At 56.8% G+C, this 20,387-nt stretch carries 17 protein-coding genes; 5 read left to right on the forward strand and 12 right to left on the reverse strand.

The genetic code is table 11. The features are described 5' to 3' along the window. Window positions 1-102 precede the first annotated feature (102 nt). From MBTS_RS16310 to MBTS_RS16335, 6 genes are read right to left on the reverse strand one after another with little or no spacing between them, the layout of a single operon-like run. On the reverse strand, window positions 103-1,881 hold the full coding sequence (locus tag MBTS_RS16310; protein WP_192216025.1) for an RNA-directed DNA polymerase: 1,779 nt from the start codon (window positions 1,879-1,881) through the stop codon (window positions 103-105). A gap of 59 nt (window positions 1,882-1,940) precedes the next feature. Next, window positions 1,941-2,864, reverse strand: coding sequence for a restriction endonuclease (locus tag MBTS_RS16315; protein WP_192216026.1), 924 nt, complete (start codon window positions 2,862-2,864; stop codon window positions 1,941-1,943). Window positions 2,865-2,901: 37 nt separating this feature from the next. Further along, window positions 2,902-3,663 (reverse strand): M48 family metallopeptidase, encoded by a 762-nt coding sequence (locus MBTS_RS16320; RefSeq protein WP_192216027.1) that lies wholly within the window; start codon window positions 3,661-3,663, stop codon window positions 2,902-2,904. Next, a complete protein-coding gene (locus MBTS_RS16325) occupies window positions 3,663-6,710 on the reverse strand; it encodes a type I restriction endonuclease subunit R (RefSeq protein ID WP_192216028.1) in 3,048 nt (1,015 codons plus the stop codon). Before MBTS_RS16325 ends, MBTS_RS16320 begins: the two co-directional genes overlap by 1 nt. After that, complete coding sequence (locus MBTS_RS16330; RefSeq protein WP_192216029.1) at window positions 6,707-8,554, reverse strand: restriction endonuclease subunit S; 1,848 nt, start codon at window positions 8,552-8,554, stop codon at window positions 6,707-6,709. Before MBTS_RS16330 ends, MBTS_RS16325 begins: the two co-directional genes overlap by 4 nt. Next, window positions 8,544-10,076 carry a type I restriction-modification system subunit M gene (locus MBTS_RS16335; protein ID WP_238254264.1) on the reverse strand — a complete coding sequence of 511 codons (1,533 nt, stop codon included), beginning with the start codon at window positions 10,074-10,076 and terminating at the stop codon, window positions 8,544-8,546. The genes MBTS_RS16330 and MBTS_RS16335 overlap by 11 nt, the downstream gene beginning before the upstream one ends. A gap of 1,012 nt (window positions 10,077-11,088) precedes the next feature. On the opposite strand from MBTS_RS16335, the gene MBTS_RS16340 reads away from it, so the two are divergent. Further along, the gene (locus MBTS_RS16340) at window positions 11,089-12,120 is read left to right on the forward strand and encodes a hypothetical protein (RefSeq protein ID WP_238254262.1); all 1,032 of its coding nucleotides are present in this window, start codon (window positions 11,089-11,091) and stop codon (window positions 12,118-12,120) included. 795 nt (window positions 12,121-12,915) lie between these two features. Here the strand turns inward: MBTS_RS16340 and MBTS_RS16345 are convergent. Further along, a complete protein-coding gene (locus MBTS_RS16345; RefSeq protein WP_238254261.1) occupies window positions 12,916-13,497 on the reverse strand; it encodes a GNAT family N-acetyltransferase in 582 nt (193 codons plus the stop codon). A gap of 79 nt (window positions 13,498-13,576) precedes the next feature. Here MBTS_RS16345 and MBTS_RS16350 point away from each other — a divergent pair, with 79 nt between their 5' ends. Beyond that, window positions 13,577-14,242: a DUF2268 domain-containing putative Zn-dependent protease gene (locus MBTS_RS16350; RefSeq protein WP_192216031.1), complete on the forward strand. Its 666-nt coding sequence runs from the start codon at window positions 13,577-13,579 to the stop codon at window positions 14,240-14,242. 122 nt (window positions 14,243-14,364) lie between these two features. Here MBTS_RS16350 and MBTS_RS16355 read toward each other — a convergent pair whose 3' ends face one another. Then, complete coding sequence (locus tag MBTS_RS16355; protein ID WP_192216032.1) at window positions 14,365-14,892, reverse strand: GNAT family N-acetyltransferase; 528 nt, start codon at window positions 14,890-14,892, stop codon at window positions 14,365-14,367. A 156-nt stretch (window positions 14,893-15,048) separates the two neighbouring features. After that, on the reverse strand, window positions 15,049-15,603 hold the full coding sequence (locus MBTS_RS16360; RefSeq protein ID WP_210322835.1) for a GNAT family N-acetyltransferase: 555 nt from the start codon (window positions 15,601-15,603) through the stop codon (window positions 15,049-15,051). Window positions 15,604-15,689: 86 nt separating this feature from the next. On the opposite strand from MBTS_RS16360, the gene MBTS_RS16365 reads away from it, so the two are divergent. Beyond that, a complete protein-coding gene (locus tag MBTS_RS16365) occupies window positions 15,690-16,280 on the forward strand; it encodes a GNAT family N-acetyltransferase (RefSeq protein ID WP_244973580.1) in 591 nt (196 codons plus the stop codon). 24 nt (window positions 16,281-16,304) lie between these two features. Here MBTS_RS16365 and MBTS_RS16370 read toward each other — a convergent pair whose 3' ends face one another. Next, a complete protein-coding gene (locus tag MBTS_RS16370; RefSeq protein WP_192216034.1) occupies window positions 16,305-16,757 on the reverse strand; it encodes a GNAT family N-acetyltransferase in 453 nt (150 codons plus the stop codon). 311 nt (window positions 16,758-17,068) lie between these two features. Between MBTS_RS16370 and MBTS_RS16375 the strand changes: the two genes are divergently transcribed. After that, entirely contained in the window at window positions 17,069-17,548 is a 480-nt protein-coding gene (locus tag MBTS_RS16375) for a molecular chaperone DnaJ (RefSeq protein ID WP_192216035.1), read from the forward strand. A gap of 145 nt (window positions 17,549-17,693) precedes the next feature. Here MBTS_RS16375 and ctrA read toward each other — a convergent pair whose 3' ends face one another. Beyond that, a complete protein-coding gene (ctrA, locus tag MBTS_RS16380; protein ID WP_192216036.1) occupies window positions 17,694-18,395 on the reverse strand; it encodes a response regulator transcription factor CtrA in 702 nt (233 codons plus the stop codon). A 365-nt stretch (window positions 18,396-18,760) separates the two neighbouring features. Further along, complete coding sequence (locus MBTS_RS16385; protein ID WP_192216037.1) at window positions 18,761-19,573, reverse strand: hypothetical protein; 813 nt, start codon at window positions 19,571-19,573, stop codon at window positions 18,761-18,763. A gap of 177 nt (window positions 19,574-19,750) precedes the next feature. Between MBTS_RS16385 and MBTS_RS16390 the strand changes: the two genes are divergently transcribed. Beyond that, on the forward strand, window positions 19,751-20,269 hold the full coding sequence (locus MBTS_RS16390) for a helix-turn-helix domain-containing protein (protein WP_192216038.1): 519 nt from the start codon (window positions 19,751-19,753) through the stop codon (window positions 20,267-20,269). Window positions 20,270-20,387: the final 118 nt, after the last annotated feature.

Genomic DNA, 20,387 nt, shown 5'->3' on the forward strand with positions numbered 1-20,387 from the left:
CGGATGGGTTTTTGGGACAGGGAGCGAAGCACACGTCAAACCTGGGATGCCGTTCATACAAGAAAGCATCGTTCACGCACTTTTTTCCCTGGAGGAGCAATCTTAGTCCTCAGGATCATGAAAAATGTCGGGAAAATCATCGTCGTTCTCCGCCCATTCATCATTGAGGTCGCCAATTTCTACGTCTCCATAATCGCCCCCGACCTCTTCAGCGTAATCTTTGCTACGCATATCATCAGTGCTTGGCGGCTTTATTCTTCCCGGAAGAATTTTTAATCCCTCCTTTTTTGCGCGAGCAAGCAAACGCCATGTTATTCCAGGCAAATTTATCGGTCTATTTGTCTCATTCTCATCGAAAAACCTAATTCCCAAATCTTTGAGGACTAAAAAATAAGGGCTATTATTGAGTATAACCTCAGCGTTACCTTGAAGCCATCCTGCAGCTGCGCATTCGAAACGTAACAACCAGTTTTCTTCGAACATATTTCCGGTAGACATTTCTTGTGCCCATAAGCTGGTTGAAAAATCACTCTCGATCAAATTGATTTGATGAGCATACAAAGTAAGAACGTTACAGACGGAGTTTTCTATCAACGATAATTTTTCTGATGTAGAATTGGACAATTTCAGTTTTAAGCTGATCGCAAGCCACAGAGCCCACGAAATTTCGTAATGATACTCGTGTTCAAAGCCATTTTTTATAGTGTTTTCAATAAAAATTCGTACTGATTCAGAAATTGGATACCCAATTGCAGCGTAGGTGCAGATCAATTTTGAAACTAGATCATAAGAATTTGGATAGTCTCTCGCGATCCTAATAAGATATGCTTCATAAGTTGGCCATGCTTCTTCTTTGATTAAAATCCGAGTTGTCAGCTTTAGTGCGTATATAACAATGCTTTCCTCCGGATTACTGATTGCAATATCGAGTACAGAGGAAAAAAATGAAATAACATCGCTAGTTTGTCGCTTACTGTTTCCCGATATTCGATATTGACGGACCTTATGTGGCCAAGTTTCTTCGTTATACTCCGACGCTGATTTTATGGCGGTTTTTTGCGGGTTTATGCCCAATTCATATGAACGCAATCCGGCGCGAATGATCGACAACGCCGACTCAGCATCGGAGCGCGCTTCGAAGCAGTAAAACATATCATCGATGTATCTATATCCAGATTTTATTTTTTCTGCTGTATTTTGCCTGATTTCCTTATCAACTGAAGCAAGTATGACCTCTGATATTATCCGTGAAGTATCAGGTCCTACTGGCAACCCAATAGTTTGCCCATCCTGACATTGTCTTACTAGATAATCAATTTCGTTACCGAAGCAGATAGCATCATCTCGCTTTCTGCGAATCTTGGCGACAGCTTTGCCATGAAGTGCCCATGGAATCGAATGGGTGTAGATATTATGGTAGAATGAAGAAACGTCAGTCTCAAGTATGTGACTGTATGGAGCATATGCTTTAATGCGAGTCTCAGCCAAGGATGATATCGGCGGAAGAGGAACAGCACGGTAGCCGTGCACATCTATCTCAGCTTTTGTTATAGAGTAGTCTGATTCATTTATAGCTTCGAATATTTTGTTCCAATGAACCGAAATGAATCTGCAAAGATAGTATTGATTGATGGGGTTGACGATTTGCAGCATTCTTCGCGAATGCCCGCGACGGGCCATATTAAATTTGGAAGCGTGCGAGCTTGGCGGATGTCTATCGCGCTCTCGATTTGTAAGCAGCGCATCCATTACAGTAAATTTTGCTTCAATCTTCGCAGACTTTGTAGCTATGCCTTTAGTCTTGAAGGGTGGGGGTAGCTCTTTTGGAAAATACCCTAATCCAAGCAAAGCTTTTGTACGCTGAGTTTTGTTCGGCTTCATATTTCAGGCTCAAATAAAAGTGAAGTCGTTTTGTGAGAGGCAGAAGTGAAGCGTAATGATCACCCATCAAAAAACTCTTCATCTAATTTCTTGATCGTCAATGTCTCCTCGACCCGGCACCCGACGCTATGCCGTATCATCAAGCGAGCAAGTTGCTGACCGTCGATAAGCACGATGCGCTTGCTCAGCATTTCTGCCGTCTCTCGCCCTGCGGAAGAGAATGAAGAGGTGGTCACGAAAAGCCCCTTCGTTGCCTTAAATCGATCAAGGCTGCCGAAGAAATCGCGGATGGCCGAGGCGCCGACGTTGTTGTCGGCCGCGTAACGCTTCGCCTGAACGTAGATGCGGTCGAGCCCCAAGGGGTCCTGGTCGATCACGCCATCCACGCCCCCGTCGCCAGACTTGCCAACGAGTGCACGGTCGAGGTCATTGATGGAGCCACCGTAGCCCATTGCGATCAGCAGGCGGACAACAAGGCTTTCGAAAAAGGCGGGCGTGCCTGTCATCACTCGCTGGAGCAGTTCACTTGCCAGTGTCGCCTCAAGCTGGCGACCGGCGGCACGCATTATCTCGTCAGGTGTAAAGTCGGCCGTTGTGCCGTTCGACCCAGCCGCGCCTTCAACCTGCTCGTCGGGGCCGTCCTGTGCAGAGCGGAACGACTGAAACTCTGGGAAACGCGTAAGGTACTTGACGTCAATGCGATCGGGCGGCTGAGCCAGGACCTCGCGCCCACGTGCGGTGATCCGGAAGTGTGCCCTACGAGTGAGTTCGACGAGTCCAGCCTTGCCCAGGTAGCTCTTGGCCCAATGGACGCGATTGGCGAAGGTGGTCTGGCGGCCGGATGGCAGGAGGTGCGAGCGCTCCTCGGGGTTGAGATGGAAGCTGTCCGTGAGACGCTCGACAACGTCCCCAATTCTTACCTCGCCTGCTGCTGCCTCTCGCAAAACCGGCAGCATCAAAGTTTGAAAATCGGGAATTGCCATCTGGATGGGCTCGCGATCTGGGAAGTTTTTTGGCGGGTTACGTTGCGTCAATTATAGGCCGCGTCGAGGTAAAAAGATCAGCATTCATGCTGCCCTGATTCTGATCCAGCCAGCCTTTTGAGCGCGCGAAGTCTGGCATCAGCTTCGCCATGTACATCCAGAAGTCCGGCCCGTGCGACCGGACCGACAGGTGAGCCAACTCGTGGACAACGACGTATTCCAGTACCGCCTTCGGGGCGAACACAAGTGTCCAGTTGATCAGGATCGAACCGGCCGGACCACAAGCGCCCCAGCCGGTCTTCATGTCAGCAACCCGAATTGAGCGCGGTTTCAGACCGAATCGGCGGCCATAGGAGGACGCAATCTCCAGTACGTCGCGTCGCACTCGCCGCTTCAGCCATAGCTTGATCTCGCTGGAAACGACGGCGTCCTGATCCTCTTCACCCACCCAGGACGGTAGGTCTACGAGGAAGCCGTTGCGGTAGCTGATTTCGATGTGCGGCCCGCCATGGCGGTGCACCGTCAGCCGAGCCATCCGGCCGCGATAGGGAATCTTCGAGCCCGTCATAAACCTGAGTACGACGGCACGCTTGGCGGTAGTGGTCTCAAGTTCGCGCAGTGCATTGAACAGCCACTGCCTTTTGCGGGTCAGGAAGGCGTCGATCTCGGCTTCGTCGTCGCTCGTCAGGGCCACCACTTCGACATGGCCGGGCGTGACCGTGATCCGACGTTCCGAGGCGGTGGAAGATCGCCGGAGGTCATAGGTGATCTCGGTCTGGCCAATGCGGACGATGCCCATCAGCGCGCCTCGGCATAGGCGTCAACGGCATAGTCTTCGATCTCATCACGGACGGCGTTGGCGTCGTCGAGGTCGAGTAGACGCAGCACCTTGCGGACCTCCCGGCGAAGCTCCCTCTTGTACCCGTCCATAAAGAACCACGACGGCTGGCTGGCCTGCGCCCTGGCGTAGAGACCGCCGACCTCGATGGCGACCCCTTGGAGCGTGACGCCGTTCGCATCCGGCGCGTGCGGCTCGATGATCCGAAGGATCGCGAAGGCGCGCTCATCCATGCCAAGTTCGTCGTGGGCACCCGCCTCTGTCTCAATGCCGCCGGTCAGGTCCTCCAGGTCCTTGAGCCCTTCGGCGGCGGCGATCTGCCCTCCCTCGAAGCGGCGGATGATCTCCATCACCCGCTCGGAGAAACGACTATATTGGGCCGGGTTCTTATCGACCAATTCGCGGGTCACGCGCTTCAGTTCGGCGGCCTTTCGAACGAACGCTTCGTGAAGCGCCTCCTCCGACTTCTCCTCGGTTTGAAAATCGTCCTTGAAGTTCGGATCGGTGATGTTGCGAAGGCGGACGGTCGTGATCAGGCCGGTGGCGCGGACGTGCTCTTCCAGCATATGCCTGATCTTGCCAGAGTAGGTCAGGTGATCGAGGCTCTCGTCCTTGGTGATCGTCTGCTGGGCCAGTTGGAGGAAGATGGCGGTCCACTTGAAATCTTCGGTGAAATCGAGGATCGCCGGATCGGGTGACAGGTCTGCGTAGGTTCGCACAAAGTAGCGGCCGAGCCGCTGAAGCTCGAACCAGTCGTCCTCGCGGCCATCGAAGACCAGCTTCTCGACGGCGTAGGCGGCGGCCTTCTCATCCATGCCGTCGAGGCCCATCAGCCGCTTCTGGCGCCTGAAGCGGGCATGGGTCTCGCGCAGATCACGACGCAGGAGATCGAGATCGCGCAGGGCGTTCTGGACGTCTTCGGCACGATAAGAGGACAGGGCGTCGTCGAGGTGCTGGGTGACGCCGATGTAGTCCACGATCCGACCATGCGGCTTGCCGATGGTCGTCCCGTCCGGTCGCCTGATCGAACAGGTTCGGTTCGTCCGCGCGATGGCCTGAAGCAGGCCGTGCTCGCGCAGCGGCTTGTCGAGATACATGACGTGCTCGTTCGGTGCGTCGAAGCCGGTGAGCAGCTTGTCGCAGACGATCAGGAAGCTCGGTTCGTCGGTGCCGCCCTTGAACGCCTTTTTGGCGGCCTTCTCGCCATCGTCGTCGAGGAAGTGGACGTTCAACTGCTGACGCACGCTGTCGATCGCCGGGTCTTCGGATGGGGAGCCGTCCGTTTGTGCCTTGGAGAATACGCAGGCGATCATGCGCTCGGCCTTCGCCGAAGCGTCCGCCTCGGCGCGTCCGTCCTTCGCTAGATCGGCGGCGATCACCTCGGCCAAGGCAGCGCGGTATAGAATGATCGCCTCGCGGTCGATGGCGACGATCTGGGCCTTGAAGCCGTCCGGGCGACAGGTCTGCTTAAAGTGCTCCCAGATGTCGCGGGCAATTAGGCGAATACGCTCGGGGTGCTTGGCGATCAGGGCGAGGCTGACGCCATTCTGCTTCAGTTTTTCGCGCTTTTCGTCGGGCAGATCGACGAACCAGCGGTCGAACAGGATGTCGATTTCGGTCTCGTTGATCGACCATTCGGTATTCCGGCCCTCATAGAGGATCGGCACGGTGGCGCCGTCCTGCACCGCGTCGTCGATGCCGTATTTGTCGAGGTAGGTCTCGCCCGGCTCGCTGAAGCGGGCATAGGTGTCCTTGTCGGCCTTCTTGATCGGCGTGCCGGTGAAGCCGAAGAAGCGGGCATCGGGGAGCGTCGCGGACAAGAAAGCGCCGAGGTCCTTCTCCTGCGTGCGGTGGCACTCGTCCACCAGCACGATCCAGTCTCCCGAGTTCGGGATCGGCTCCTTGGAGCCTTGGAACTTGAAGATGGTCGCGAGCAGGATTTGGCCCGAGCCGCCGCGCGCCACGGTTTCGCGCAGTTCGCCGACTGAGGCGGCCTGCTTCGGGTTGGGCAGGCCGCAGGCGACGAATGTCTTGGAAATCTGATCGTCCAGATCGATCCGGTCGGTCAGGACGAGGATGTTGGGGTTCTGGAGGCTTAGCGCGTCAAGCGTCAGGTGGGTCTTCAGCTTTAGCGCGAGGAACACCATCGTCAGGCTCTTGCCGGAACCTTGGGTGTGCCAGATCAGGCCCTTCTTCTTGGTCCCCTCGGCGACCCGGTTTACGGCCTTGTTGACGGCTCGGAACTGCTGATAGCGGCAGACCTTCTTGATCCGCCTCCCGCTGTCGGGATCGGTCTCGAAGACGATGAAATGCGCCAACAGGTCCAGCAGCCGCGACGGCTCCAGCAGGCACCAAAGGTCTTTGGTCAGGTCGTCGCCGAACACGTCGCGGGAGCGAGGCCACGGATCGGGCCACGGGGCATAGAACTTCGACGGGGCAGCGGTCGCGCCATACAGCGTCGCCATGCCGTCCGTGACGATGCTGAAGGCGTTGGGATAGAACAGGCGCGGGATGTCGCGTTCATATTGCTTGATCTGCTCGAACGCCTGACCAGAGCGATCCGCAGCCTTCAGCGGGCATTTGGCCTCGATCACGACCAGCGGGATGCCGTTCACAAACACAACGATATCGGCGATGCGCGACCTTTGCGCCTCGACCCTGACCTGACGCACGACGTGGTAACGGTTCCGATCGGGACGCTTGAAGTCGATCAGCGCGACCGGCCTATCCTTGGCCTCGCCCTTCAGCCGCCGGGAATAGGCGCCACGCAGGCGCCGCTGCCATTCCTCGTTGTCCGAGAGGGTGGAGAGGTCGTTGTAAATTGCCTCCGCGTCTTCGGTGCCCAGCCCTGCGTTCAGAGCCTGAAGAGCCTCGATCAGGACCGGCTTGAGCAGGACGCGGTTCGCCTCCTGCCGCATCGCCATAGCCGCCTCGGGTTGAAGCGCGGCGTAGCCCATGGCCGTCAGGGCATCGAGCGCGGGCTGCTCGGCGAGGCGGTACTCGCTCATTTTGCAGGGACCCGCGTCTTCTCACCCCGACCGACTGGGATCAGGTTTTTCTCCCGCATCCACGGGAGGGCGGCTCGCCACTTCTCCTCAGGGACCTGCCGCTTCGAATCGGTCCAATCATTCAAAACCCCATCGACAATCTCGTCGTCGCTGGGCTGGCGACCGTCGATAAGAAAGTCGTTCCAGACCGCATAGAGAGTTGCAACGATCTCGCATTGCTGGGTCTTCAACGGACGAAGGAGGTCAATTAGCTCCTGAACCTCGGATCGGCGCTCACCAAAGTACCGATCGAAATAGCGTGCGTGACCGCCGCTTGCTTCCAGCGGCGCGTAGACGACGCGATTGTCCTGCTTCGTCGAATCATACCATTTTTGCTGACGCAAGATTTTCTCAACCGACCGACGTGCGCTCGGATCATATGGACCGGCGGCTTCCTTGTACGCGTGCCGGTCGAGGTCAATTTGTAGACTAAGATGAAGCTCGCAAATGTAAACAATCTTCTCGTGCTTCACCGATCCAAATCGCTCGTCTTGGTGAAGCTGATGAACTATTTCTGCTGCGAAGACCGCACGCTTGAAAGCCGGTTGAATCGCTCGCCGCGCGGGCGCATCGATGTTAGCGACAGGAACCCTGACGCGACCAGACAGAATGTCGCTGGAGACAAGCTGTTTCAAGCGATTAAGGCTGGCAATTCCCTCTTCCAGGTGGAAGATGGTTGAATTCGCTGACACAATCAGTTGCTCAAGTTCGAGCATTTGTTCTTGTGGAGGCTGAGGAACACGAAGATTTCGAAGTGTCTCCGAACTGATTGCGCTCATGATGCCGCCTTGAGCCGCGCCACGCAATTGTTCAAGGACACGCGGATCGTGGTTAATTTGCCAAGCCAGCAGGGCTGAAGAATACAGCGTCTTATCTATGCTTAAGGTCCAGACGTGCTTGGATGAGATTGCTCGGCCAATATCTTCTGGCACCATACAGCATCGTCCAACTGTGCCCATAATTGTCACCATTACGTCGCCGGGGAAGACGGTATAGCGAGCTAGTTCTCGGTACTTTTCTTCCGATATGAAGCGCCGGTATTCGTTCTTGAATCGCTCGGCATGAACGTTGTCGATGCCCAAAAGCGGGATTCCAGTTTCAGTGAGTTCCGATTTGAGAAGCGCGCTACCAAATGGACCGCTGCGCATTGGGATGGGTGTGTCCGCAAGGAGGCTGCCGACCTGAACGATGGGCCACAATCCAGCGTGAAGAATAGCTACAAGTAAAGCGTTCTTTTTTGCACTGGTTGCTTCCAGCGCTTCTTCCGATAAAGCAATGCAATCATCTACTGACTTCAATACCTCAGCGATCCGGCGCTGTTCGTCGAGCGGGGGGACCGGGATAATCAGTTCACTTAGAGCGGTTTTGCTCAACTCTATTTGGTTGGTGCTGCCGGTAACACAGTCGCGATTGATAATCGCTTTGGTTGACGGCATTCCGAGGAATGCTACTAAAAAGGCCGGAAGGGCCTTTGTCGTGTCTGGCCGAACTATAGTGATGTGGGTGTCAGCGAAATACCGTCCGCCGCACTCCTGCCACTGCGCGACGCGACCGAGCGTCCCTGTTCCAGTGCTGTTGATGCATATGTCGCCTACCTGAAGGTAGGCGACATCCTTCACTGCTTTCGCTCCATCGTGTGGGCGGCAGTTTGTAAGATTAAAGGTGCCATCGCGAACACACTTCTGAGAGACAGCCCAAATGGACGTTTCGTCTGCGGCGTAGCGGGGTGCTGCGCCACGAGAGATGTGTCTGGCCAATTCCTTCAGTGGTCTGCTTTGCCAACCCTTCGGCGTGTTACTCAACATAACCAAGCCTCTTTAGATGCCCGAGCATCACCGCCTCTGCTTCATCACGCTTGATCATTATTCTTTGGAGCTTGGCGATCTCAGTAGCTGCATCTGCGGCTTTGGCATCCACGCCGGTCTGGACGTAGCGGCTGATGTTTAGGTTGGACCCGTTGGCCACGATTTCTTCGACCGACACAACGCGGGCCAGCTTTTCGATATCATTGAATCCATGGAAGGCGTCGGACAGCGTCCGCACATTGGCATCGGTCAGATAGTTCTGCGCCTTCCCCGGCGTGAAGGTCGCACCGCCGTTGACGATTAGGACCTTGCCTTCACGCTCGACGGGTTTGCCCTTGCAGATGATCAGGATGGCCGCCGGAATGCCCGCGCCGTAGAAAAGATTGGGCGCTAGTCCGATTACCGCCTCGATGATGTCGGCCTTCAGCATGGCCTCTCGGATGCGGCCCTCGGCGCCACCCCGAAACAGCACCCCGTGCGGCACGACCACGCCCAGCATGCCGTCATCCTTTAGCGACGCGATCATGTGCTGAACGAAGGCCAGATCACCGTAGCCCTTGGGCGGCACGCCATAGACGTCGCGGCCGAACGGATCGCCGTTGGTCCAGACCTCATGACCCCACTCTTTTGCCGAGAAAGGCGGGTTTGCCATCACACGGTCATAGGCGCCGACGCCGGGGGTGAACTCCTGCGCACGCGGGTCGTATCGCTTGGGGTCGAGGAGGGTGTCGCCTTTGGCGATGAAGGCGTCGTCGATGTCGTGCAGAAACAAGTTGATCTGGGCGATAGCCCAGGTGTCTAGCTCCTTCTCCTGCCCGTAGAGCGCCACGCTGCGCGGGTCCTGGCCGTTAGCCTTCAAGTGCTCGACCGTTTCCAGCAGCATGCCGCCCGAGCCGCAGGTGGGGTCGTAGATCGACATCCCCGGCTCGGGATCGAGGCACGCGACGATCAACTTCACGACTTGCCGGGGCGTGTAGAATTCGCCGCCCTTCTTGCCCGCGCCTTCGGCGAACTGCTCGATCAGATACATGTAGGCGTCGCCCAGCATGTCGGGCGGCACGTCGCTGTGGCGCAACCGGTGCTTTTCGAAGTGGGCGAGCAGCCGCTCCAACCGTGCGTCGGGGAATCGTTCCTGATTTGCGAAGTCCACGTCGCCGAACACGCCGCGCAGACGCATATTGGCGTCTTCGATGGCCGCGAAGGCGTTGTTCAGATTCTGGCCGATCTGGGTGGAGTGCTTTCGAACCGCCGTCCAATGGTGCTGAAGCGGCACATGGAAGCGGTGCTCATCGGGTTCGGCCGCCTCTTCGCGATCGCCCGTCTCGGCCAGCAGGACCTCAAACTCCTCGTCCCACACGTCGCAGAGGCGTCGGTAGAACAACAACGCAAAGATGTAGTCCTTGAACTTGCCCGCATCGACGTGGCCCCGCAGGATGTCCGCCGCATGCCATAGATGGCGTTCGAGTTCCGATTGGGTGAGGGTCGGCTTGCGGCGGACCTCTGCCGGAGTGCTCATATCCATCGTCGTGCCTCGGTCGAAATGTCTGCCAAGATTCTAGCTGTTGAGACGTTCGCGAACTGTTGTCGATTCGCATCGGCAAGGGAGAATCCCATCGAGTCGGAGACGATCACGCGCGGTCAACATGGGGCGTGTTCAGCGTGCGGGTCGTCGCCTTTGGCACCCTCAGCCCATTCCTGTTCGAATGGCTTTGCTTGCGCGATTCTGGGTTTGTATGACGATGTTGCCCGGCGATCATGGACCGAGGATCGCAGCGTGTCGTATTGACCGACCGGTGAGCACCTCCAGTGAGAGGTGCGGTGATGGAAATCGGCTGAAAGCACCTGCTAGAGGCGAAGGCGAGCGGAACAAAACGCCAGCCCGTCAGCCCAGGGCCGTGATTCAGAGGTTTTCGCGAAATGTCTCTCGAAGTCGTCGCGCCGTCAGGATACGAACCTTCCATAAGCCGCCAATGCTGCGGCCAAACAGAGGACCACATCGTTCTCGAAGTTCTGTTAGAACGGCCTCACGGACGGATTCGTGATGCTGCTGGACGTGCGCGGTCCAGAGGGCTTGCTTGACGGCGCGGTCATACTCTGCTCGAACGTCAAGGAGGGGTAGATGCGCCTCTCGACGTAGAGCTTGGCGTCTGAGGACAGCCTCAAAGATCGTGGCTCGATCGACTGTCGTCGGTCCTGGTACTCGTGCATTCGATATGCTGGTTCGGCCTGTCGCGTCAGCGCTCATCTCGGAAGCACAGCATGCATTCGAGCCTTTGCAAGCGATTTCCTTGTAGATAAACGTCAGGTTTGCTTCCGCACTCGAAACCCTGCACAGAAACGCTTGCTGGATTTTTAATCTGCGGCAGCATCGTTCAATGACGCTACCGACCATCGCCGCTATGTCCCACCATGTCGTTCGACCGAAGCCCCGGACTTACTCCGGCTGGGCGCTCGATCGAGCCATCGAACTCGATTGCTCATGCCCTGGACTGCTGGCGTCATCGCTCTTTTTTGGCGCAGCACGAAGGCAGGCGATGTTTCTCGTCCTGGCGCATTTTGACGTGATTGGACGCGATGAGATCGCCCGCCGACTGAGACACGTCATCGATAGGACCGATATTCGTGGCGTCAGTGACTTGTCCGTCATCGCTCGCAGCGTTGTCCTGCTCCGACGACCTCGTGATCTCGTCCGGGCGATGTTTGGAGCGGTGCCAGATGGGCTGCTCGGTGCCTTGAAACGGTTCGGCGACGATCCGCTCAGCAAATCTGATTCCTACCATGCCCTGTACCGGCTCTTCTCTTCCGCCGATCCGCAAGACCGACTACGCGCGAAGGTGCTCGGGCAGATAGCGGGGGGCCTTGTTGGTGCGCAGATTGAGGTCGTACAGAGACTTGATCCGGTGCTTCTCCATCCCGCTTTCGTCGCAAAGGTTTACGAGGTGAAACAGGTCGATGATCTGAACCACGCCCTGGCCTACGTCCGCGAACGGTGCTCCAGAGCAACCGACGATGCGATCCGAGAGTCGCTCTCTCGCCTCGGGCCGGATGGTCACCGATCAACGGTTTTTCGCCGATGGGCACAAAAGTTTGATGTCCTTCCGCGCCCTCTTGATACGCGCGGGGACAGCACTCTCAGAATGCTGGACACTGGCAAGGCGCTGGTAGATGCAGGCCGGAGATATACGAACTGTCTCGCGAAGAAAGTCGAGGATGTTTTCCTTGGCCGCTACCTCTACGTCGAGTATCAACCACCGTTGCCTGAGCCAGGGCTGATTGGCGAGTTGCGCGTGACAACGCGAGGCTACGTCCTTGAAGGATTGTATGCTGCTAAAAACCGGCGTGTGGCTCCTGAAAGAGCCCGAGCCGTCCGTGCAAAACTCGCAGCTTGCGGGGTTGCCCTCTATGACCATGCCCCTGGTGATCGGAAGCGGGTTCTCGGCGCGGCCAAGGTTCTGGACGTCTACAATTTTGAGGAGCCGGACAACACAGGATGGGGCGCCGAGTTCGATGACATCGCCCCCGAAGCTGTGACCGAGCTTGAACGTGCGTTTCACGAGGCGGCGTGATACTACTACACGCCTCACCGCGTTAGCGAGCGATCGGCGTCTTTTGATCCGCAAGGCTTCGTTAACCGGTGCTTGTAGTCATCGTGGCGCAAAACTATCTACTTCCCGAATTGACGCTTTATATCATATTTGCGTCGAAAATCGTTATCCCACCTGCCTTTGGAATTACCGAATGAAGCGCACGAGCGCGCGGCCCGTTGTGGTCGAAGTAAAACGAAGCCGTACCTCGCCCTCGCCCATGGCCGACACATTCGGTCGCAATCTCAGTGGCAAAACCCTTTGGCAGGGCGTTCACCTCCATGATGTGCCGCCATCAACTCCGAAAACGGTTGAGGCGATATCTACCCCGGTGCATCAACCCACGATTTGCGAACCGACCCGACGCATCCTTCCTGCCATTACGCCGATGTTCACGTTCGATGAGCCGGAGCCGCAGCAAGAAGTAGCGGAGGTGTCTCGGGTCACGCGAAAGGTACGTTCGATCCCTAAGTCGAGGTTTCCGGGAACTGTCCTTCCGGTGGTGAGCCCATCGGAGGTGCTCCAATTGGCCACAGATGGCCCAGGAGCCGCTGCTTGTGTTGCTAAGCCAGAGACGGCCAAGATCGACGAGTCGGCCGTTCTACCCCACGGCAATGAGTTTCGTCTCATCCGCCCCGAGCGACGCTCCCATCAACCAGTGCTGAACCGGGGTGAGCGTTGGAAGCGACGGTTACCTCGGGCGTGCTGGTGAGCTTGTAGTCAAAAGCAGACGGATGGAACCCATGCCTTGGGTCCGGTTCCGCCCCTTAGCCGACCTCAACGAGAGACGAACTCTCGGTCGAGAAGCCCCATGATGATGTCGTCCTGCCACGCACCTCCTACAAAGGCTGCTTCTCGCTCGCGGCCTTCCTCGATGAACCCACACTTGCGGTAACAGATGATAGCGCGAGGGTTACTGGCTAGTACCCGTAGCGAGACGCGGTGTAGGCCCCCCTCAAACGCGTAGGCCAGCACGAGCCTGATTGCTTCCCCACCGTAGCCCTTACCGAGGTACGCGGGGCTCTCAATGCCGATCGCTAGTGCGGCCCGCCGATCTTGAAGCGCCAAACTGTGAAGGCGAATGTGACCGATAAATCCCCCGGCATCGATAACCCAAGCTTGCTCTTGGTTTTCGATGAAGCGAATGGCAGCCTCAGCGTGGGCTCGTGTGAACGATGTTGCCGGATCAAAGGAGCCGCCGTAAGCCTCGATGATCTCTTTGTGCTGCCCCAACGAGAGGCGCGCTTCCACATCCTCCTGCAGCGGCCTGCGGAGCAACAGGCGGCTGCTTCTGAGTTCTGGGAGATCGCTTGCCATAATCAAATGTATGACGATGAAGCGGTTTGGCGGAAAGGCCACTTTCCACCCGTAGGCGAAGTTGCCCCCTCTTGCCCCCCCCCACGGCAGGATGGGGATGTGAAGCCCGACGAGGTATCGGATGACGTGGCGACTACATTGGCTTGAGGCATCCGGCGATTTGGGTCCGTGGCGTAGCGTCATCACCGAGGAGGTCGAGATCGCTCGAAAGGCTGTAGCGGGCGTGCTGCCGGTGTCGCCGCTGGACATCCTCGTGCAGCGCTTGCCCGGCGCGGTGATCCCGGAGACGGGCACGACGGGACAAGCCATGCGGTCTGGCCTGTTCTCCCTCACTATCGATCCCGACAACATTAACTTCGGGCGAGCGCTGCGTTATGGGGACCTGCGCCGAACCGTGGCGCACGAGGCTCACCACTGCATGCGCATGGCTGGTGCCGGTTACGGCTGGACGCTGGGTGAGGCCCTCGTGAGTGAGGGCCTAGCGGGACAGTTCGTCAGCCGCCTGTTCAACTCGCCGCCTGAGCCGTGGGAAAGCGCCGTGTCCGACGAGGTGCTCGCGGCCAACCTCCCGGACAACGCGACGCTCATGGGCAACGGGCACGACCACCGCGCGTGGTTCTTCGGCTTCGGGGGGCGGTATCCGCGCTGGCTCGGCTACACCCTCGGCTACAGGATCGTGGCAGACTGGCTGGAAGCGGGAGCGGACATCGACGGCGACGCCTGGGTCAACGTCCCCGCGCACAAAGTCATCAAAGCCGCCCGTGGACGAACGCTGTCAAACCTCTGATCCGCCGACCAGCATGGTCCGCTCTCCACCCAGGCTGTGTGAAAACGCAGTAATACCGCTGGACCATGGAATGATGTTCCACGCCACACGCATTTACATGACCTTGGGTGGCAGTAGGCATTTCAGGCCCGTGGCAGCACCAGAGACATCAACGCTTCGTCATAGTAGCGATCACCGACCTTCAAGGCGCGCTGCTCAATTCCGTATTGGCGAAAACCAGCGGCGTTGTAGAGACGATAGGCTGATGCGTTGGACGTGCCCACGGTCAATTTTACCTCTTCGACCGCAGTCGTCGCATGAAAGATCGCCGCATTTAATAAGGCTGAACCAATACCTGATCCGCGCTTGCATGCGCTGACATACATGCCCCAAAGTATGGCCTTGTGATTTATCTTCGCTTCTTGGGAAAAATACAAGCCGACGATGCCATCAAGCTCCGTGCCGTCCTCGGATCGAACACCAAAAACCACAGCACTTTCAAGACGGTCTGAAAACTGTGCTTCCGACTGCGCGGCTTCATCCTCCCATGACGCACCAAATGCATCGGGATGCTCACGCAGCCCGTTAAGACGGAGATTGCGGAAGGCAATTGCATCAGCCGCCGTTAACCGGGTGATCCTGGAGGACGTACCTCGCGGGTCAGTGCTCATGTATCAGCCTATAAGTTATTGGCAGCGTCCATTACAGGTCGTGGTTGTTTCGGTACACTGCGTCTTAACGAGTCAGAACGCTCATCAGAAAGAAAATTATTCTACCGGATTATGGCAAGTCCGCGTTTTCGAACGACCTCCATCCTATTCGGACGTTTATGGATGGGCACCACGCGTCGCATTTTCGACCGCTAGGAGCGGACGTTCCATGATAATCGTGCGCTCCTCTCCGTAGAAGCTGTCTCGAATTGAAATGAACCCCAGCTTTGCGTAGAACGGCTCCGCCGTGACGGACGAGGGGACGGCCAGGGTTACGACGCCGCGCTCGATTGCCGCGCGTTCGACTTCGATCATCAATGCTCGGCCGATGCCGCGCGCCTGCCAGCCCGGTTCAATGAAAACGGTCCGGACTACCCTGCCGTCGAGGCTCGCTGTTCCGATGACGACATCGTCGTTGACCGCAACGAATACGAGCCTCTGCGCCAGAAGGTCTGATACGGCGGAGGGCGAGAAGCCCTGTTTCACGCGTGCGATCACCTCCTCGGAGTAATCCTTTGCGTTGGTTTCACATAGGGTCGTCACGACGACCCTACTGATTCCCTCTGCATCATCAGGCCGGGCAGGTCTGATTAGATATTCCACGACGATGTCTCCTTTCCACCGAGGCTGTGTAAAAACGCGCCCCCTTGCCGCCGCGAGTAGAAGGATCATCTATGAAAACCCTCTAGGGCCGCTAGCATGGCGATTCCAGGTGATTTTTTCAACTTTCATGGAAGATTGTACTCCAAAGCCGCGACATGCTGACGTTTTCACACACCCTGCACCCAAACCGGACCTGTGGTGTCCGCTTGAGTAAGCTTCGTAATCCGGCGAGACTTCGCGGCACCGGGGCGGCTACGGGAGCGGCAGTGGCATCTCAAGGCGTAATCCTTCGTCCTGCTGAAGAGACGGATGTGCCCGCACTTGTGCGCCTCCTGCGGCGGTCGTGGCTCGTTACCTGGGCTCCCGAACTCCCCTTCGAGGCCGTGCAAGCGTTCGCCTCCTTCGATCCCGCGAGGTTGCACGCTGAGAACGAGTGGCGGACCTTCGTCGTCGCCGTCCGTGACGATGTGCTGATCGGAATGATGCAGGTTGAGGGCAATCAGATCGCCAACCTTCACGTTGATCCGGCGTACTGGAACGGTGGTGCAGGGTCGCGGTTGCTCGACGCAGCAGAGCGACAGGCCGCAGATGCTCACGCGATCATGCGGCTGGAGGTACGAAGCTTCAACACCAGAGCGCGAGCCTTCTATGCCCATAGGGGGTGGCGGGAGGTACGCAGCTATCCAGGTACGGAGTGCGGGAGCCCTGTCGAGAATGTGGAGATGCAGAAGCCTCGTGAAACGTGAGCCCCGCACTTCCGCAAATCACCTTTAGCGGGCGATAGATTTGGTCATCTGCACGCATTCGTCTGCGTATCCAAGCAGTTCCGGTGCCTGCGTTGTGACACGGGTCCATCCCGTCGCCATGTAGAATCCCTCGGCATCTGAAGCCGCACTCACGAACAGCACGCGGAGCCCGATCTCTCGCGCATAGTTTTCGACCATCATATCGAGCACACGACCGTGCCCTTGTCTTCTCAGGGATGCAGTGATGGCGACCAGCCTTATGATGCCCGTCCCGTCCCGCAGGTCGTCCAGCCGCGTAGTGCCGATCCCCACCTCATCCAGCTTCAGCAGCAACGCATGATGGTGATGAAAGCGCTCCTGCGGCCGAGCATCGTCGTAGCCACCAAGACCTCTCTCCTCCCAGAGCGATGAGCGACGAATGGCATGGTAGACCTGCCAGTCTGCGGCGTCGGCAATACGAATGAGCGCATACTTCATCGGTCAAGCATACCTCTGGATCGTCTGCTCACCACCCTTCTCGGACGTTCAGGGCAGTACCGGGTGTCAGATTCCCACCACTAAGTATTTGGTTCGATGCCGAAACGCTTGCGCGATCTCCATCCTGTGTGACGCTCATGCTCCGTAATTCCCTGGTGGATCGGAGCGTCGTCATTGTACGGGACAACCATCATCCATGATTCCCATGGCCGTAATGGCGGTCGATGCCGTCATCTCAAGGGGCTGTTCCCAGCCGTTTCCGGGCTGTTTGTGGCCCCAGGCGAGTCGCGTGCGGCTCTGGTGTTCTGTCGATGATGATCGAGTTCAACGACCTCGATTTCTCACGCTACTCGCCCGCCCAACTGGCGCAGGTCCGCCCGTCGTTGGCGGAGCTTGCGGTCCGAATGCGGCGCAACCTCCGGCTCCTCGAAACCCTTCTCGGGATCGAGTCCGAACGGCCTGATCTGGCCCGAGAGCATGACCGCCTCTGCTACGATCTCCACGCGGCCAATGCGTTGGGCGCTGCCTTGGAGGTTGATCTCCTGACCGCTCAGGGAAGAATCAAGACACTCGAAGAACGCCTTGCTGGGCATGAGGACGACGAGGAGGCCGCTATCTATCGTTCCGTGGGGCTTGTCCCAACCGCACACGGCGTGGTCGTCAGCGCGGCTCGTAGGGCGCTTCTAGCCCACTTCCATCCAGACCGAGCGGTAGGGTGTCAGGCAAGCGCAACGCAGCAGTTCAGAAGGGCTGCTGATGCGTTTGAACGGATCACAGAACTTCGGCGATGATCACGACGCTGATGCTCGTGCTTGGCGCGTGGTTTTGCCGACGACTGCTCGTCTGGGGCGCGCTTCGAGTGATCGTCTTTGCGCTCGGTTTCAGGTTCGGCTGGATGCTAACGGGGCGCCGATGACGGCCAAACCCCGGTGTTTCTCATGCGGTCAGTGCTTGCACCTCTGAGAAGCCGTCATGCATAACGTACCCACGTCCCCAGACCGTCTCAATGTAATTCTTTCCGCCTGACGCGTTGGCGAGCTTCCTGCGCAGCTTGCAGATAAACACATCAATGATCTTGACCTCCGGCTCATCCATGCCGCCGTAGAGATGGTTCAGGAACATCTCCTTGGTCAGTGTCGAGCCCTTCCGAAGCGAGAGGAGTTCTACCATTTGGTACTCCTTACCAGTTAGGTGAACTCGCGCTCCCGCAACCTCCACCATTTTCTGATCGAGGTTCACTACGAGGTCGCCTGTAGTAATCACGGATTGAGCGTGCCCCTGCGATCGGCGGACAATGGCCTGAATACGTGCGATCAGTTCATCCTTGTGGAACGGCTTCGTCAGGTAGTCGTCGGCGCCGAAGCCGAGTCCCTTCACCTTGTCCTCGATGCTGCCCATCCCGGACAAGATCAAAATCGGCGTTTTGATTTTTGATGAACGCAGCGTTCGCAGCACTTCGTATCCCGATATGTCGGGAAGCGTCAGGTCGAGAAGAATGATGTCGTAGTCGTACAGCTTGCCGAGATCGATGCCCTCCTCACCAAGATCAGTGGTATAGACGGTGATTTTTTCTGACTTAAGCATCAATTCGACGCTCTGTGCGACCGAGGCGTCGTCTTCGACCAGCAGAACGCGCATTGCATTACTCCTACCTGTCCGATCTACATATTTTCTTAATCACTCCAAATCGTTAACGCCCAACAATGCCAGAGTCCCATGCCGATCAGGCAGGCGGGTGGGCCTCTTCGGCTTAGAGACCTTCGAGATCATCGAGGCCGATCCAGATCGCCAAAAGAAGGTTGCTAGCATCGGTCCGAAGCGCCCCGAGCGGATCGTGAATGGCTGGGCTGAGCAGAAGGCAGTTCGGAAGATCATGATCTTCCTGCTCACTCCCGGCGTCGGGACCGCTCGCGCAGTACGTATCTTCAGGCGGAGCGCTAAAGTCGCTTCAGCGCTCCGTGCAAAGTCGCCGGTATTATCGAAAGGTCCGGCCTCCGGACGTTTTAAGATTTCGAAGCTTTTTTTATTGCAAGATTCTTGAGAACAATATCGCGAACCTTGTCTTGGTCGAAGATGGCGTCGTTGATGATGATAGGCGAGCCTTTCTCGACCCTTACGATTTGCAATGCGTAGCCGTCCTTGACATCTTTCCAAATTTCGCACGCGGACAGATCATCACCGTTGAACTCGATCTTTGAATTAATGTAATCCTCGAAGTCTTTCCTTTTCTGCTGAGTAGCATTCTTTAGTCGAGCCAACGCGGCGGCATCCTTCGGCTGTCGCATCTCAGCATGCGCGAATGCTTTGGCCCTGCCCGTAAGCTCAACAGCGCTCTTTCCTACTGTTTCCGGCTTTGTCCGCCACTGAAGCATCTCAGCCGGATCAGGCGGAACCGCTGCTAACTGCATTCCACGAATTTCTTTGGCGAGATCGTTGAGCGTGCTCCTGGGCGGTTTCGTCTTGGAACGACCATGCAATCCGTTGACGACGAACAACGCAAACGAAGCATTTTTCCTCTTTTTCTTCCCAAATTCCCTCGTCAAGCCGTCGCTGAACCCTTCGTTTTCTTCGGCCTTCTTGGCGAGGTTCATAATATTGCACAGCATCCGAACATTTTTCTCTTCGAAACTGTCCGCCTTTCTATCGAATTCGGTAATAATTTCATCGAAAATAGCGACTGTTTCGTCAAGTGTGCTCGCGATATCAGAACTGCTTCCAATATTGTCGCCACCCGCCGAGTTATCGTGATCAGCGTTCTCAAAGTCAGCCTTATATCCCTGATCATCTGACTCATGAGAAGGGTTGGACTTATTCATTTTTTTGCTCCCGGAACTGATACTTCAACCGTAACCAACCCCGACCTAGAGACCGCGCGTGAGTGTGTCAATACTAACTTGGTAGTTTTTTCGGATGCCGCTAGGTGGTTCCGTTCGCGTTGATTCCATGCAAAACCGGGCTGAGGCAGTTTTTCGGTGTGACAGGGGGTTAGAGAGATGATGGATGCGGAACAGTTCAAGGTGTGGAGGAAGGAGCTTGGTCTGACACAGAAGCAAGCAGCAGCGCAGTTAGGCGTGGCTACGCTTACAGTTCAGCAGTATGAGCGTGGCTTTAGGCACGACAACCAGCAGCCAGTCTCAATTCCGGAGAAGATTGAACAGGCATGTCGGGCCGTTTCTCTTAAGCTCATGAAAATTAGCGGTGTGATACATCTAAGGTTCAAGGCGGTGCCCGATGAAATGCTTAAAAAAGCGAGTGATCTTTTGTCTGAGCAGGGGGTTTCAATTCGCCTGAAGGCTCCTCTGGCGTTTTTCGGAGAGCATTACCAACCCTTTTCTGAAGAAATAGATGAGTGGATTTCATGCGACATGAATGTAGCGGGGACCTACGCGAAGTTTGTCATCCCCATGGTTGAAGCGCCTGGGGGTAAGATTGTTGCTTTACATTTCTCCGACGATAATGAGGCTTTCGGCTTCGCAATTCGCTTCGCGGGTGGAGCGAAAAGCGTAAGGTGATGGGTCATCGCTGGATGCGTTCGGGCTCGGGTTGTCCCCTGCATTTCCTCAGTTATGCAATTTCAGGGAGTACGGGTGGCCATCCCCTCGCCCATCCTCTGTCCCAAAAACCCATCCG

This window comes from Methylobacterium bullatum, from assembly GCF_014845095.1.
Lineage (GTDB): Bacteria > Pseudomonadota > Alphaproteobacteria > Rhizobiales > Beijerinckiaceae > Methylobacterium > Methylobacterium bullatum.

Bases quoted from the DNA above. Each gene is read 5' to 3' on its own strand.
- MBTS_RS16335 (WP_238254264.1), bottom strand. From the start codon at position 10,076: ATGGATATGAGCACTCCGGCAGAGGTCCGCCGCAAGCCGACCCTCACC.
- MBTS_RS16340 (WP_238254262.1), top strand. From the start codon at position 11,089: ATGTTTCTCGTCCTGGCGCATTTTGACGTGATTGGACGCGATGAGATC.
- MBTS_RS16385 (WP_192216037.1), bottom strand. From the start codon at position 19,573: ATGAATAAGTCCAACCCTTCTCATGAGTCAGATGATCAGGGATATAAG.
- MBTS_RS16390 (WP_192216038.1), top strand. From the start codon at position 19,751: ATGATGGATGCGGAACAGTTCAAGGTGTGGAGGAAGGAGCTTGGTCTG.
- MBTS_RS16325 (WP_192216028.1), bottom strand. From the start codon at position 6,710: ATGAGCGAGTACCGCCTCGCCGAGCAGCCCGCGCTCGATGCCCTGACG.
- MBTS_RS16315 (WP_192216026.1), bottom strand. From the start codon at position 2,864: ATGGCAATTCCCGATTTTCAAACTTTGATGCTGCCGGTTTTGCGAGAG.
- MBTS_RS16360 (WP_210322835.1), bottom strand. From the start codon at position 15,603: ATGATCCTTCTACTCGCGGCGGCAAGGGGGCGCGTTTTTACACAGCCT.
- MBTS_RS16365 (WP_244973580.1), top strand. From the start codon at position 15,690: ATGCTGACGTTTTCACACACCCTGCACCCAAACCGGACCTGTGGTGTC.
- MBTS_RS16375 (WP_192216035.1), top strand. From the start codon at position 17,069: ATGATGATCGAGTTCAACGACCTCGATTTCTCACGCTACTCGCCCGCC.
- MBTS_RS16370 (WP_192216034.1), bottom strand. From the start codon at position 16,757: ATGAAGTATGCGCTCATTCGTATTGCCGACGCCGCAGACTGGCAGGTC.
- MBTS_RS16330 (WP_192216029.1), bottom strand. From the start codon at position 8,554: ATGTTGAGTAACACGCCGAAGGGTTGGCAAAGCAGACCACTGAAGGAA.
- MBTS_RS16310 (WP_192216025.1), bottom strand. From the start codon at position 1,881: ATGAAGCCGAACAAAACTCAGCGTACAAAAGCTTTGCTTGGATTAGGG.
- MBTS_RS16350 (WP_192216031.1), top strand. From the start codon at position 13,577: ATGACGTGGCGACTACATTGGCTTGAGGCATCCGGCGATTTGGGTCCG.
- ctrA (WP_192216036.1), bottom strand. From the start codon at position 18,395: ATGCGCGTTCTGCTGGTCGAAGACGACGCCTCGGTCGCACAGAGCGTC.
- MBTS_RS16355 (WP_192216032.1), bottom strand. From the start codon at position 14,892: ATGAGCACTGACCCGCGAGGTACGTCCTCCAGGATCACCCGGTTAACG.
- MBTS_RS16320 (WP_192216027.1), bottom strand. From the start codon at position 3,663: ATGGGCATCGTCCGCATTGGCCAGACCGAGATCACCTATGACCTCCGG.